Below are 13,201 nucleotides of genomic sequence, written 5' to 3' on the forward strand. Positions count from 1 at the left end.
GAGCCCGCCTGTGGACGATGCTCTTTGCGTCGGATGGACTAGGTTCCTGCAGGGCCGTTGAACGACTCGTTGCAGCCGGCGTCGTTCAGAGGCGCAAGGTGATCTGCGCGACGCCGGGCTCGTCCGGCACCATGCGCGAGGTGAAACCCAGTTCGCTGCACAGGCGCAGCATCGGGCGGTTCTCCACCAGGACATAGCCCCAGATTTCGGTCAGTCCGCGCTCGCGGCAGGTGGCGACCAGGCGACGCATCAGCTCGGCGCCCAGGCCCAGGCGCGTCCATTCGCGCTCGACCAGCACGGAGAATTCGGCAGTGTCGGCGGCCACGTCGATGAATACGCGGCCCACGCCACGCAACTCCGCTGGCGACACGCCGTCGTCGACCAGCACGAAAGCCGCTTCGGTTTCCGGATCGATGTGACACAGCCGCTGCGCCATCGGTTCGGGAAGCTCGGTCAAGCTGTGCAGGAAGCGCCGGCGGATGTCCTCGGCTGGCAGACGCGTGAAGCATCGGCGCAGCGCCGCGACGTCGCCCGGTTCGATCGGCCGCACCTGCAACAGACGGCCGTCGCGTGTGGCGACAGGTTCGCCGGTGCTCGGCAGGGCCTCGGAGCGGGCGAAGCGCTGGTTGCTGCGCGGAGGCAGTGGCGTGCTGCGGGTGGGGCTGGAGAAGTCGATGGCGGGCTGGATAGTCATGTCCATACTGTAGCGTATTTTTGCGCTGCAGCATGCGTGCGCAGCGCCAAGTGGGCGCTGTTATCCGCGACCCGATGCGCAGCTGGCGTGAACAGGCAGGCGGGTGCCTGAGCGCGACTTGCGGCGTTGCGGCAGGGAAGGCAGCGGCGATGCGGAGCGCAACCTGTGCGGAACGCGCGCGGTCCGCGATCGCGCACAGGTGCGCTCCTGCAGGTGGAGCGGCGGGCCGGTGAGCCCGCCCTGGATCAAAGCGCTTCGGAGGCGAAGTCGGCCAGCCGCGAGCGCTCGCCACGCCTGAGCGTGATGTGCGCCGAGTGCTCCCAGTTCTTGAAGCGGTCCACCGCGTAGGTCAGGCCCGAGGTGGTCTCGGTGAGGTAGGGCGTGTCGATCTGCTCGACGTTGCCAAGGCAGACGATCTTGGTACCGGGGCCGGCACGGGTGATCAGCGTCTTCATCTGCTTGGGCGTGAGGTTCTGTGCCTCGTCGATGATCAGGTAACGCGACAGGAACGTGCGCCCGCGCATGAAGTTGAGCGAGCGGATCTTGATGCGCGAGGCGAGCAGGTCGTTGGTGGCCTGGCGTCCCCACGAACCGCCTTCCTCGGGATTGGCGAGCACCTCGAGGTTGTCGGTGAGCGCGCCCATCCACGGCGTCATCTTTTCTTCCTCGGTGCCGGGCAGGAAGCCGATGTCCTCGCCGACCGAGACGGTGGCGCGCGTCATGATGATCTCGCGGTAGCGCTGCTGGTCCATGACTTGCGCAAGTCCGGCGGCGAGCGCCAGCAGCGTCTTGCCGGTACCGGCGGTGCCGAGCAGGGTGACGAAGTCGACGTCGGGGTCCATCAGCACATTGAGGGCGAAGTTCTGTTCGCGGTTGCGTGCGGCGATGCCCCACACGCTATGGCTGGGATGGCTGTGGTCGTCCAGCAGCACCAGCGTGGCCTGCTGCTCGTCCACGTGAAGCACGCGCAGCTCGACGCTGTTTTCGCCGGGCAGGAACAGGCACTGGTTGGGATGCCAGTCCTCGTCCTCGCGGCGGTCGACCTTGTAGAACGTCCGGCCGCGCTCGGACCAGGATTGCACCTCCGGATGACGGTCCCAGAAATCCTCCGGGAGTCCGGTCGAACCGGTGTAGAGCAGTGCGAAATCGTCCAGCGCGCGGTCGTTCTCGTAGTCCTCTGCATCGATGCCGTAGATCTTGGCCTTGATGCGCAGGTTGATGTCCTTGGTGACCAGGATCACCTGGCGGTCCGGATGCTGGTCGCGCAGCTCGATCACCGCCGAGAGGATCAGGTTGTCCGCCTTGCCGTGCCCGGCGGTCGCGCGCTGCTGGAAGTACAGCTTGCCTACCGCGCCGCCGCGCTTGAGATTCACGCCTTCGGGATTGGACAGCTCCAGCCCGTTGCTGATGCCGTGCCCGTTGCCGCGCACGATGAGCTCGTTGAGGAAGCGGCTTACCTGACGACCGTTGCGCGAGACTTCCGAGGCACCCTTCTTCTTTTCGTCCAGTTCCTCCAGCACGGTCATGGGAATGAACACGTCGTGTTCCTCGAAGCGGAACAGCGAGGTGGGGTCGTGCAACAGCACATTGGTGTCGAGTGCGTAGATTCGCTTGCTTCCGGTCATGCGGAAGAGGCCTCGCTTCTGGTCGGACCAAAGAAAAGCGGCCTGGACCGAAGGGTCGCAGGCCGCCGGATGGCACGGCTCGCCGCCGTGCAAAGGGAGTGCTGGGAAACGAAGGGATGCTTCACTTGGTTGGGATGGCGTCCAGTACGGCCTGGGCATGGCCCGGGACTTTTACGCCGCGCCACTCCTGCGCGAGATGGCCCTTGGGGTCGATCAGAAACGTGCTGCGCACGATCCCCAGGTGGGTCTTGCCGTAGAGCATCTTCTCGTGGATCACGTCGAAGGCCTTGCACCAGGTTTCGTCGGTGTCGGCGATCAGCGGAAAGGGCAGGGCCTGCTTGTCGGCAAAGTTCGCATGCGAGGTGACCGAGTCACGCGAGACGCCGACGATCTCGGCATTGCGCTTGCGGAAGTCGTCGTAGAGGTCCCGGAAATCCTGCGCCTCGGTGGTGCAGCCGGGGGTGGAGTCCTTGGGATAGAAGTAGATCACCACCCAGCGGCCGTTGAGTTCGGAAAGTTCCAACTCGATGTCGTCGCCAGTGGTGCCGATCAGAGGGGGAATCGGTTTGCCGATTTCGGGCATGGGGTCTCCGCGAGGTCGGTCGAAGTACAGGCGCGCCGTGCGCCTTCGAGCGAAGACTAGCGCGCTCGCGGTGGCATGCAACAGGGTTGCCGGCGGCGCCGACTCGCGCGATGCTTGGGGCTTGCCGCGCCGACAGGGTTGCGCGCGATGGCGAGCCCCTGCGGGCGCCCTTGGCGTAACGGCATAGGATTCGACAGTCGCGTGCACGGCGGTCGCGTCGGCGGGAGTTCCCCGGACCGCCCGCCCGCACTTCGGTGGCGCAGCTAGAACTTGACCGGATCCATGATCGCGTCGAGGTTGAGTCCATCGCACAGTTCCAGGAAATCGTCGCGCAAGGTGGCGAGATGGATCTGCGAGGGAATGCCGATGGTGATCTGCGCCTGGAACATCTGGGCGCCGGTCTGCATCGCCTGGTAGCGCATCGAGCTCAGCTGCTCGACGCGGATGTCGTGGCGACTGAAGAACTCCACCACTTTTACCAGGATGCCGGGGCGGTCGGCGGCCACCACTTCCACCAGGTAAGGCAGCAGCGATGCGTTCTGTTCGCGCGGACTGGTGCGGTAATGCGACAGGCGCAGCTCCTCGTCGCGGCCGAGCTTGGCCAGCGCCGTTTCCAGTTTCGCGATGGCGTCCCACGCACCGGCGGCAAGCATCAGCAGCGAGGTGTCGCTGCCGATGGTCGACACGCGCGCGTCAGCCAGGCTGCAGCCGGCGTCGGCAATGCGCTTGGTCAGCGTAAGCAGGGGCGTGCGCGACGCCGGGGTGAGCGCGTGGATCAGCAGCTGGTTGTCGTTGCCGGCGCGCGCAGAGGGACGGTTCAAGGAAGGCTACCTATGGGATCCCGCAGGGCGGCCTGCGGGCTCCAATGAGCTTACCCGCGATGCTCCGGACAAGTCCACGGAAGCCTGTTCGGTCCGGTGCGGGATGCCCTTCGCGGGTGATGCTTCCATTTCGACGCACCCGGGTGGGGATGGCTCCCGTGCGGCCTTCCACTGGATGCAGGCCGCCAGTAACATCCTCCGCTTGCCTTTCGGCCGGGAACGAGTCTTGGACATTCGTGGAAGCATCTGCGCGCTGGTGACACCGTTTGGCGCCGATGGCTCGCTCGACCTGGCGGCCTTCGGGCGGCTGCTCGACTACCAGCTCGCCGGAGGCACGCAGGCGGTGGTGGTCGCCGGGTCCACCGGCGAAGCGCACATGCTCGAGCATGACGAGTTCGACCGCCTGCTTGCCTTTGCGGTCGAGCGCGTCGCCGGCCGCGTGCCGGTGATTGCCGGCACGGGCGAGGCAGGCACCGCGCGCACCCTGGCGCAGACCCGCCGCGCCGCTTCGCTGGGCGCCGACGCGGCGCTCGTGGTCGCGCCCTACTACGTGCGCCCGACCCAGGAAGGTCTGCGCCGGCACTTCCTGGAGGTTGCGGAGCACGGCGGTCTGCCGGTGCTGCTATACAACGTGCCCACTCGCACCGCCTGCGACCTGTTGCCGGAAACCGTCGCGCGGCTGCGCGACCACCCGGCCATCCTCGGCATCAAGGAGGCGGTCGCCAGCGAGGAACGCATCCACGCGCTTGCGGAACTTGCGCGCGCGGATTTCGTCTACCTGTCCGGCGACGACGGCACGGCGGGCAAGGCCATGCTGGCTGGCGCGGCCGGTACCGTTTCGGTGGCAGTCAACCTGGTGCCGCAGGCGTTCCGCACGTTGTGCGATGCGGCCACGGCGGGCGACCGCGAAGCGGCCGGACGCGCGCACGACCGGCTCGATCCGCTGGTGCAGGCGCTCAACTGCGCGCCCAATCCGATCGCGGTGAAGGCCATGCTGCCTGCGCTGGGGCTCGGTTCGGCCCGGCCCCGGCTGCCGCTGGTGGAACTGGCCGACGGTCCGGACCGCAAGCGCCTGCACGAAGCACTGGCTGCTCTGGCATCCTTGGTGGCCGACGCCTGATCTTCCGGCGGCCGCTCGATTCCTTTTTTTCGGAAAACTCTCCATGAAGAAAACCTCGCTCGTCGTCACCCTGCCGGTCCTGGTCCTGGGCGGCCTGCTGCTTTCCGGTTGCGGCATGCTCCGCTCGCACAAGGCCTGGGAAACCGCGCGCCAGGAGGCCCCGCTGGAAATCCCGCCGGACCTGGACACGCCGCCGGCGAGCGATGCGCTGGTGATCCCGCCGCCGGGTGCGAACAATCCGACCGCCGCGGGCGTCACGGCTGACGTGGGCGGCGTAGGCGGCACGATCGCCGACGGCTTCGTGCTGGCCGACAGCGCGGACAACACCTACCGCCGGGTCGGCGAGGTGCTGGGCGACGTGGGCGAGGTCACCGCGAAGGACGATGCCGCGCACACGTACACCGTCAACGTGACCGCTGCGCCGGCCAAGAAGCGCGGTTTCTTCAGCCGCCTGTTCCATCGCGACGGGAAGGGCGACGCCGCCACCGCCGGCAAGGCCGCCCGCCAGGTGCAGGTGAGCATTACCGCGAGCGGCGATGCCGCCAGCGAAGTGCGTGCCCAGGGCCAGGCCGCTGCGGTGGCCAGGGTGGTCGATACGCTGAAGGCGAAGCTCGGCGGCTGATCGCCAGTTCATCCGTTCCGAGTCGGACGCCGCCTTCGGGCGGCGTTCGCTTTTGGGGCTCCGGCAAGCCCTGCGACTTCGGCACGGCGCGCCTACACGGGCGAACGGGATCGGGGTGGTCGGGGCGGAGTCCGTTCGTGGCGGTCTAGTCCGGCGGGCGAAGTCGAAACGCCCACCACCTCCCGGAAACAAAAACGCCGCCCGAAGGCGGCGTCTGCGTGAACTGGCGTTGGCTCAGCGCTCCAGCAGCTTGAGCTTGTCCGGCTTGCTTTCCCACTCCTTGGCGTCGGCAAGACCATCCTTGCGCTCGGTGATCACCGGCCAGTCCCGCGACAGCTCGGCATTGATCGCCACGAACTGCTCCTGACCGGCGGGCACGTCGTCCTCCGGGTAGATCGCGTTGATCGGACACTCCGGCTCGCACAAGGTGCAGTCGATGCACTCGTCCGGATTGATCACCAGGAAGTTCGGACCTTCATGGAAGGCATCGACCGGGCAGACCTCGACGCAATCGGTGTACTTGCACTTGATGCAGTTGTCGGTGACGACAAAGGTCATGGGCGGCTTCGAGTCGGCTGTAGAGAAGTGTCCGACGGCTCTGCTTTAAGGATGCCAGCCGGAGCGCTGCTCCTTGTGAAAAGTGCGGCCATGGATGGCCGCTTCTAGTCTAGCCGGTGGCCAAGAGCTAAGGGTTTGCCGAAGCCCTTCCAGACAGCGGCAATCATGGACGATTGCAAAAACAGTGGCGCTCCCTACGAGGTTCGAACTCGTGTTCCCGCCTTGAGAGGGCGGTGTCCTAGGCCACTAGACGAAGGGAGCGCAGAGCTGCGAGGCGCGCTAGTATAGCGAAATTGTTTCGCCCGGCAATGCCCTGTGAAGACTTCTTCGCGCTGCCGTCCGGAACAGCCGCCGGCATTTCAAACCGCGCGGACGGACCGCAGCGCGTTGCGCGGCGATTTGTTGCATCGGCGCCGTGCGCCGCCAAGGACCCAGACCGCTTGAACCCAGAAGCAAGGACTTCCGTCACGCCCGTGCCCGCGATCGTTCCCCGCGAGCAGCACGTGATTTCCCGCAAGAACATAAGCAAGGCCGCGTTACGCGTGCTCTACCGCCTCCACGACGCAGGCTACGACGCTTTCCTGGTCGGCGGGGCCGTGCGCGACCTGCTGCTCGGCGGTCACCCGAAGGATTTCGACGTCGCCACCAGCGCCACGCCGGACGAGGTCAAGAAGCTGTTTCGCAACTGCCGCCTGATCGGCCGCCGTTTCCGCCTGGCGCACGTGGTCTTCGGTCCGGAGATCATCGAGGTGGCGACCTTTCGCGGCACCGGCGCGGACGATGCGGCCGAAGGTGATCGTCACATCGTCGACGGCCTGATCGTGCGCGACAACGTGTGGGGGTCGATCGAGGAGGACGCGGTGCGCCGCGACTTCCGCCTCAACGCGCTGTACTACGACATCAGCGATTTCTCGGTGCGCGACTACGTAGGCGGCATGCAGGACCTGCAGAACCGTGTGCTGCACCTGATCGGCGATCCGGCCACCCGCTACCGCGAAGACCCGGTACGCATGCTGCGCGCGGCACGGCTGGCGGCCAAGCTCGACTTCACCATCGACCCGAAGGCATCCGCCCCGTTCGAGGAGCTGGGTCCGCTGTTGTGCGATGCGGCGCCGGCGCGGCTGTTCGACGAGTCGCTCAAGATGTTCCTGGCCGGAAACGGCCTGAAGAGCTTCCGCATGCTCGAGCAGTGCGGGCTGCTGAAGTTCCTGTTCCCGGCCACCGCACGCGCGCTCAAGCGGGGCGACGAGGCGTTGCGCTCGCTGATCGAGCAGGGCCTGGCCAATACCGACCAGCGCATTGCCGAGGGCAAGTCGGTGACGCCCGCGTTCCTGTTCGCCGTGCTGCTGTGGGGCGAGGTGCGCGACCTGGCGCATGCCTGGATCGCCAAGGGCGTGGATGACGGCGAGGCCTGGGCGCGCGCCGCCGCGCACGTGGTGGGCGAGCAGTGCCAGCGCGTGGCGATCCCGCGCCGCTTCACCATCACAATGGAAGAGATCTGGTCGCTGCAGCCGCGCTTCGAACAGATCCAGCGCAAGCGGGTGTTCCGGCTGATGGCGCATCCGCGCTTCCGCGCCGCGTTCGACTTCCTGCTGTTGCGCGCGGCCGAATCGCCGGCACTGCGTGAACTGGGTCAGTGGTGGGCACATGCGCAGCAGTTGCCGCAGGACGTGCTGGCGGCGGCCTTGCCAGCCAGCGCGGGCTCGCCCGCCGTCGGCTCGACCGGCGCTGCGCCGCGAAAGCGCAGGCGTCGCAAGCCGTCTGGCAAGTCCGGCTCGGCCTGATCCAACGCGCATGACTCGGGCTTTCGTCGCGCTCGGTGGCAACCTGGGCGACACGCGCACGATCCTGCAACAGGCGCTCGACGCGCTGGGCATGTTGCCGGGTACGCGGCTGGTGGCGCAGTCGCGCTTCTACCGCACGCCGCCGTGGGGTCTGCACGAGCAGCCGGCGTTTCTCAATGCCGCTGCGGAACTGGATACCGTCCTCGGGCCCCACGAACTGCTCGATGCGCTGTTGCGGATCGAGCGCGACGCGGGTCGCGTGCGCGATGGCGAGCGTTGGGGACCGCGAACGCTGGACCTGGACCTGCTGCATATGGATGGCCTGGCGCTGCACGACGACCGCCTCACCCTTCCGCATCCGCGCATCGCCGAGCGCGCCTTCGTGCTGCTACCCCTGGCCGAGCTTGCGCCGGACCTGGAGTTGTCGGGGCAAGGCACGGTGAGCGACCTGCTCGCCAACGCCGACATCGCCGGCTGCGAACCGTTGCCCCAGTAGGAGCCCACTCGTGGGCGACGCACCGTTTGTGGTGCCGCCCCGGGCGGAAGCAACGCCCACAGGTGGCCTCCCGCAAGGGTTAGCCCTCCACGGCTTGGCCTTTGACGCCTGTGGGCCGGATAATCGCCTGCTCGCCCATCCCCAAGGAACTGCCGTGTACGTGGACAACGCCAGCGTTCCCGCCCGCAAGCCGGTGACCGTGCCGGGCCTGCGCGCGATGAAGGCACAGGGGCGCAAGATCGTCATGCTGACGGCTTACGACGCGAGCTTCGCCTGGCAACTCGAGGCGGCCGGCGTCGATGTGGCGCTGGTCGGCGATTCGCTGGGCATGGTGGTACAGGGCCATCGCAGCACGCTGCCGGTGACGCTCGATGACATGGCCTATCACACGCGCGCGGTCGCGCGCGGATTGACCTCCACGTTGCTGATCGCCGACCTGCCGTTCATGGCCGACCGTGACGTGGCGCATTCGCTGGAAGCGGCCGCGCGGCTGGTCGGCGAGGCGGGCGCGGCGGCGGTGAAGATCGAAGGCGCCGCGCCGCACATCCTCGACGCCATCGCCATGCTCACCGCGCGCGCCGTGCCGGTGTGCGCGCACCTGGGCCTCACCCCGCAATCGGTGCACAAGTTCGGCGGCTTCCGCATCCAGGGGCGCGAGCAGGAAGCTGCCGACCGCGTGCTGTCCGAAGCGTTGGCCGTGCAGTCCGCCGGCGCCGACCTGCTGGTGCTGGAGGGCGTGCCCAGTGCGTTGGGCGATCGGGTCACCCGTGCCGTGCAGATCCCGGTGATCGGCATCGGCGCAGGCCCGCATTGCGACGGCCAGGTACTCGTGATCTACGACATGCTGGGCATCACGCCGGGCAAGCGCCCCAAGTTCAGCAAGGATTTCCTTGCCGGTCGCAATGCTGTGGGCGAGGCCATCACCGCCTTCGCCGAGGATGTGCGCAGCGGCGCTTTCCCGGCTCCCGAACACTGCTTCGACTGATCCTTCCGAGTACCGACGCCATGCAGACAGTGCAAGACGCCGCCGGGTTGCGCGCGGCCATCCGCGGCTGGCGGATCCAGGGCCAGACGGTGGGCTTCGTGCCGACCATGGGCAACCTGCACGAGGGCCACCATTCGCTGATCAAGCTGGCGCGCGCGCGCGCCGATCGCGTCGTGGCGAGCGTATTCGTCAACCCGACCCAGTTCGGGCCGGGCGAGGATTTCGACCGCTACCCTCGCACGCTGGCGCAGGACCAGGCCGGGCTCGCCGAAATGGATTGCGATCTGCTGTTCGCGCCGGATGTCGCCACGATCTATCCGTTCGGTGCGGCCCAGAGCGTGAGCATCCACGTGCCAGGCATCACCGACACGCTGGAAGGCGCGCACCGCCCGGGCCATTTCGATGGTGTGGCCACGGTGGTATGCAAGCTGTTCAATCTGGTGCAACCGGACGTGGCCGTGTTCGGCCAGAAGGATTGCCAGCAACTGAAGGTGATCGAACGCATGGTGCGCGATCTGGCGCTGCCGCTGAAGGTGCTGGCGGCGCCGACCCTGCGCGCGGCCGATGGCCTGGCGCTGAGTTCGCGCAACCAGTACCTGACCGAGGCCGAGCGCGCGCTGGCGCCGCAGATTCACCAGACGCTGCTGAAGATGCGCGAGCTTCTGGAGAAGGGCCATGCCCGGAAGGTGATCGAGCAGGTCGCGGCTTCGACGCTGGAGCGCGCGGGCTTCGAACCGGACTATGCGGTCATCCGCCGCGCCGAAGACCTGGCCGAGCCGGCCGACGACGAACGCCAGGGACTGGTCGCGCTGATCGCCGCGCGCCTGGGCAGCACGCGGCTGATCGACAACCTGCCGTTCGATTGATTCCGCAGGGTGGGGCTTGGGCCCACCTGCGGCCACGGTGGTTTGAAGCCGACCTGCGGGACACGCCGCTTTACGGTTGCCGCTCCCACACCTGGCTGCGGCCCAGCAGAGCGAAGCCGATATAGCCGTGCACGTCGAGCTTCTGCCCGCCTTCGAGCAGGCTCAGCTTGACCTTGTAGGTCTTGCCGTTGTGCGGATCGAGGATCTTGCCGCCGTCCCACTCGTCGCCGTCGCGGCTCACGCCCCACATGATCACCATGCCCTCGACCGGCTGGTCCTTGCGCTCGCCGTCGCACTTGCGGCAGATCGGGTTCGGGCCCTCGTCCGACTGCAGCACCTTGAGCACCTTGCCCTGCAGCTCGCCGTTCTGTTCGGTGATCTCGACGATCGACTTGGGCTTGCCGGTTGCATCGTCGATGGTCTTCCAGGTGCCGACCGGGGTGTCTGTGGCGGCGTAGACGGCGGCGCTGCCGAGCAGCAGGCCCGTGAACAGTGCAAGGCGGAACAATGGCTTCATGGTCGTCCTCCCGTACGAAAGCGTACGGTGAGCAGACTGGCGAGCCGCCGCGAGGCCGTCAAGCTGCATTGCGCAATGTGCGCGACTGACCTGCATCAGGCAGGACAGGGGGCGCGACTGGCATAATTGGCAGCCCACGAACCGAAGCAGTTTCCCCATGAGCGAAGTGAACGAGGCGCGCGTGCGTCAGTTGCTCGGCGGCCTGGCCGACCCGCATACCGGCGCGTCCGTTGCCGACAGCGTGAGGGCGGTGGGCGTCGACGGCGCGCGGGTGTCGGTGGATATCCAACTGGGCTACCCGGCCGGCTCGGTGATCGACGGTCTCGCCGATCGTGTTCGCCAGGCGCTTGAGGCCGACCCCGCGATCGATGCGGCGAGCGTGTCCGTCGCCAGCCGCATCCAGCCGCACAAGGTGCAGGGCGTGCTGGCGCCGCTGCCGAACGTCAAGAACATCATCGTGGTCGCCTCCGGCAAGGGCGGCGTGGGCAAGTCGACCGTGTCGGCCAACCTGGCGCTGGCGCTCCAGGCGGAGGGCGCGCGCGTCGGCGTGCTCGACGCGGACATCTACGGACCCAGCCAGCCGCGCATGCTCGGCATCGAGGGCAAGCCGCAGTCGCCGGATGGCAAGAGCATCATCCCGATGCAGGCGCACGGGCTGCAGGCGATGTCGATCGGTTTCCTGGTCGACCCGGAAACGCCGATGATCTGGCGCGGCCCGATGGTCACCCAGGCGATGATGCAACTGCTCAACGACACCCGTTGGGACATGCTCGACTACCTGGTGATCGACCTGCCGCCCGGCACCGGCGACATCCAGCTCACGCTCTCGCAGAAAGTGCCGGTGGCCGGGGCCGTGATCGTCACCACGCCGCAGGACATCGCGCTGCTTGACGCCATCAAGGCGCTGAAGATGTTCGAGAAGGTCGAAGTGCCGGTGCTGGGGCTGGTCGAGAACATGGCCACCCACGTGTGTTCGAACTGCGGCCACGAGGAGCACGTCTTCGGCAGCGGTGGCGGCATGCGCATGGCCGAGAAGTACGCGGTGCCGTACCTGGGTTCGCTGCCGCTGGACATCCGCATTCGCGAGCAGGCCGACGGTGGCACGCCCACCGTTGCGGCGATGCCGGACTCCGACCTGGCCGCGCGCTACCGCGAGATCGCGCGCAACGCCGCGGGGCGGCTCTCCCGGCAACCGCGCAACAAGTCGCTGGGGCTGGGCAAGATCGTGGTGCAGAACGCGCCCTCGGCATGAGGGCAGGGCGCAAGCGGGTCCTGTGTCTGTCCGGCAGCCTGCGCCGACGCTCGTCCAACACCGCGGCGCTGCAGGCGGCGCAGGCGCTCGCGCCTGATGGCCTTGAGCTGGTGACGTACGACGGCCTGGGCGATTTGCCGCTGTTCAACCCGGACATCGAGACGCTCGCCGTGCCGCCGCAGGCGCTGGCGTTGCGCGAGGCGGTCGGCCGGGCCGACGCGCTGCTGATCGCCTGCCCCGAATACGCCCACGGCGTTCCCGGCGCTTTCAAGAACCTGCTGGACTGGCTGGTCGGAAGCCTGGAGTTCCCCGGCAAGCCGGTGGCACTACTCAATGCTTCCGGGCGCGGTTCGCACCATGCGCAGGAGTCGCTGGAGGAAATCCTGCGCACGATGTCGGCGCGCGTGCTGGGCGGCGCGTGCGCCACTGTGGCGTTGCCCGGTGCCGGTTGCGGTCGCGACGAGGTGCTGGCCAGCCCCGAGCGCTGCGCCGAACTGCGCTCGTTGCTGACCGCGCTCGAGCATGCGCTCGCCGCGAAGACTCCGCGGTAGGAGCGCCCTCGGACGCGGCCGCCATCTCCATAAGGCCGTGATCACGCTCGCCAGGAACGCGCGCCGCCAGAGAGACGGCTGGCGCCTCCACGGCCCGACCATGTATTTTCCCCGTTTTGCGCCCGACGAACGGGCCACCGATGGAGCGCGAGCGTGAGTATCAAGTCCGACAAGTGGATCCGCCGCATGGCCGAGCAGCACGGCATGATCGAGCCGTTCGAGCCAGGCCAGGTGAAGCTGCGCGACGGCAACAGACTGGTGTCCTACGGGACCTCCAGTTACGGCTACGACGTGCGCTGCGCACGCGAGTTCAAGATCTTCACCAACATCAATTCGACCATCGTCGATCCCAAGGCGTTCGACCCGGAAAGCTTCGTCGACGTCCAGGCCGACGTGTGCATCATTCCGCCGAATTCCTTCGCGCTGGCGCGCACGGTCGAGTACTTCCGCATCCCGCGCAACGTGCTCACCATCTGCCTGGGCAAGAGCACCTACGCGCGCTGCGGCATCATCGTCAACGTGACCCCGCTGGAACCGGAGTGGGAGGGCCACGTGACGCTGGAGTTCTCCAACACCACGCCGCTGCCGGCAAAGATCTACGCCAACGAGGGCGTGGCGCAGATGCTCTTCCTCGAGTCCGACGAAGAGTGCGAAACCAGCTACAAGGACCGCGGCGGCAAGTACCAGGGCCAGCAGGGCGTGACCCTGCCGCGTACCTGAGCGGCCG

Annotated in this window: 15 protein-coding genes and 1 tRNA gene; 9 read left to right on the forward strand and 7 right to left on the reverse strand. The window is 67.5% G+C overall.

What is annotated here, in order from left to right:
* Positions 1 to 85: 85 nt before the first annotated feature.
* The 4 genes from LQ772_RS05960 to LQ772_RS05975 all read right to left on the reverse strand — a co-directional run bounded on the left by LQ772_RS05960 (position 86) and on the right by LQ772_RS05975 (position 3,723).
* Positions 86 to 688, reverse strand: a complete 603-nt coding sequence (locus tag LQ772_RS05960; RefSeq protein ID WP_231325938.1) for a GNAT family N-acetyltransferase — start codon at positions 686 to 688, stop codon at positions 86 to 88.
* Between the two features lie 251 nt (positions 689 to 939).
* A complete protein-coding gene (locus LQ772_RS05965) occupies positions 940 to 2,319 on the reverse strand; it encodes a PhoH family protein (protein WP_231324917.1) in 1,380 nt (459 codons plus the stop codon).
* Between the two features lie 121 nt (positions 2,320 to 2,440).
* On the reverse strand, positions 2,441 to 2,902 hold the full coding sequence (locus LQ772_RS05970; RefSeq protein ID WP_231324919.1) for a peroxiredoxin: 462 nt from the start codon (positions 2,900 to 2,902) through the stop codon (positions 2,441 to 2,443).
* A 263-nt stretch (positions 2,903 to 3,165) separates the two neighbouring features.
* Complete coding sequence (locus tag LQ772_RS05975; RefSeq protein ID WP_231324921.1) at positions 3,166 to 3,723, reverse strand: glycine cleavage system transcriptional repressor; 558 nt, start codon at positions 3,721 to 3,723, stop codon at positions 3,166 to 3,168.
* Between the two features lie 175 nt (positions 3,724 to 3,898).
* Between LQ772_RS05975 and dapA the strand changes: the two genes are divergently transcribed.
* Together dapA and LQ772_RS05985 are read left to right on the forward strand one after the other, a co-directional pair.
* The gene (gene dapA, locus LQ772_RS05980) at positions 3,899 to 4,843 is read left to right on the forward strand and encodes a 4-hydroxy-tetrahydrodipicolinate synthase (protein WP_425600841.1); all 945 of its coding nucleotides are present in this window, start codon (positions 3,899 to 3,901) and stop codon (positions 4,841 to 4,843) included.
* A gap of 43 nt (positions 4,844 to 4,886) precedes the next feature.
* Positions 4,887 to 5,465 (forward strand): hypothetical protein, encoded by a 579-nt coding sequence (locus LQ772_RS05985; protein WP_231324925.1) that lies wholly within the window; start codon positions 4,887 to 4,889, stop codon positions 5,463 to 5,465.
* A gap of 234 nt (positions 5,466 to 5,699) precedes the next feature.
* On the opposite strand, the gene fdxA is transcribed toward LQ772_RS05985, so the two are convergent.
* Entirely contained in the window at positions 5,700 to 6,023 is a 324-nt protein-coding gene (gene fdxA, locus LQ772_RS05990) for a ferredoxin FdxA (RefSeq protein ID WP_231324927.1), read from the reverse strand.
* A 185-nt stretch (positions 6,024 to 6,208) separates the two neighbouring features.
* A tRNA-Glu gene (locus tag LQ772_RS05995) sits at positions 6,209 to 6,284 on the reverse strand.
* A 179-nt stretch (positions 6,285 to 6,463) separates the two neighbouring features.
* On the opposite strand from LQ772_RS05995, the gene pcnB reads away from it, so the two are divergent.
* The 4 genes from pcnB to panC all read left to right on the forward strand — a co-directional run bounded on the left by pcnB (position 6,464) and on the right by panC (position 10,154).
* Positions 6,464 to 7,807 carry a polynucleotide adenylyltransferase PcnB gene (gene pcnB, locus LQ772_RS06000; RefSeq protein ID WP_231324929.1) on the forward strand — a complete coding sequence of 448 codons (1,344 nt, stop codon included), beginning with the start codon at positions 6,464 to 6,466 and terminating at the stop codon, positions 7,805 to 7,807.
* A gap of 10 nt (positions 7,808 to 7,817) precedes the next feature.
* Positions 7,818 to 8,303 (forward strand): 2-amino-4-hydroxy-6-hydroxymethyldihydropteridine diphosphokinase, encoded by a 486-nt coding sequence (folK, locus tag LQ772_RS06005; protein WP_231324931.1) that lies wholly within the window; start codon positions 7,818 to 7,820, stop codon positions 8,301 to 8,303.
* Positions 8,304 to 8,457: 154 nt separating this feature from the next.
* Positions 8,458 to 9,288, forward strand: a complete 831-nt coding sequence (gene panB, locus LQ772_RS06010; protein WP_231324933.1) for a 3-methyl-2-oxobutanoate hydroxymethyltransferase — start codon at positions 8,458 to 8,460, stop codon at positions 9,286 to 9,288.
* A 20-nt stretch (positions 9,289 to 9,308) separates the two neighbouring features.
* The gene (gene panC / locus LQ772_RS06015; protein WP_231324935.1) at positions 9,309 to 10,154 is read left to right on the forward strand and encodes a pantoate--beta-alanine ligase; all 846 of its coding nucleotides are present in this window, start codon (positions 9,309 to 9,311) and stop codon (positions 10,152 to 10,154) included.
* A 70-nt stretch (positions 10,155 to 10,224) separates the two neighbouring features.
* Here the strand turns inward: panC and LQ772_RS06020 are convergent, their stop codons facing one another.
* On the reverse strand, positions 10,225 to 10,671 hold the full coding sequence (locus LQ772_RS06020) for a DUF2147 domain-containing protein (protein WP_231324937.1): 447 nt from the start codon (positions 10,669 to 10,671) through the stop codon (positions 10,225 to 10,227).
* Between the two features lie 157 nt (positions 10,672 to 10,828).
* Between LQ772_RS06020 and apbC the strand changes: the two genes are divergently transcribed.
* The 3 genes from apbC to dcd all read left to right on the forward strand — a co-directional run bounded on the left by apbC (position 10,829) and on the right by dcd (position 13,194).
* Positions 10,829 to 11,923 (forward strand): iron-sulfur cluster carrier protein ApbC, encoded by a 1,095-nt coding sequence (apbC, locus tag LQ772_RS06025; protein WP_231324939.1) that lies wholly within the window; start codon positions 10,829 to 10,831, stop codon positions 11,921 to 11,923.
* Positions 11,920 to 12,474, forward strand: a complete 555-nt coding sequence (locus LQ772_RS06030; RefSeq protein ID WP_231324941.1) for an NADPH-dependent FMN reductase — start codon at positions 11,920 to 11,922, stop codon at positions 12,472 to 12,474. Before apbC ends, LQ772_RS06030 begins: the two co-directional genes overlap by 4 nt.
* Before the next feature lie 153 nt (positions 12,475 to 12,627).
* Positions 12,628 to 13,194 (forward strand): dCTP deaminase, encoded by a 567-nt coding sequence (gene dcd, locus LQ772_RS06035; protein WP_231324943.1) that lies wholly within the window; start codon positions 12,628 to 12,630, stop codon positions 13,192 to 13,194.
* The last annotated feature ends 7 nt before the right edge of the window (positions 13,195 to 13,201 follow it).

The sequence above is a fragment of the Frateuria edaphi genome, assembly GCF_021117405.1.
In the GTDB taxonomy this organism is placed as follows: Bacteria; Pseudomonadota; Gammaproteobacteria; order Xanthomonadales; family Rhodanobacteraceae; genus Frateuria_A; species Frateuria_A edaphi.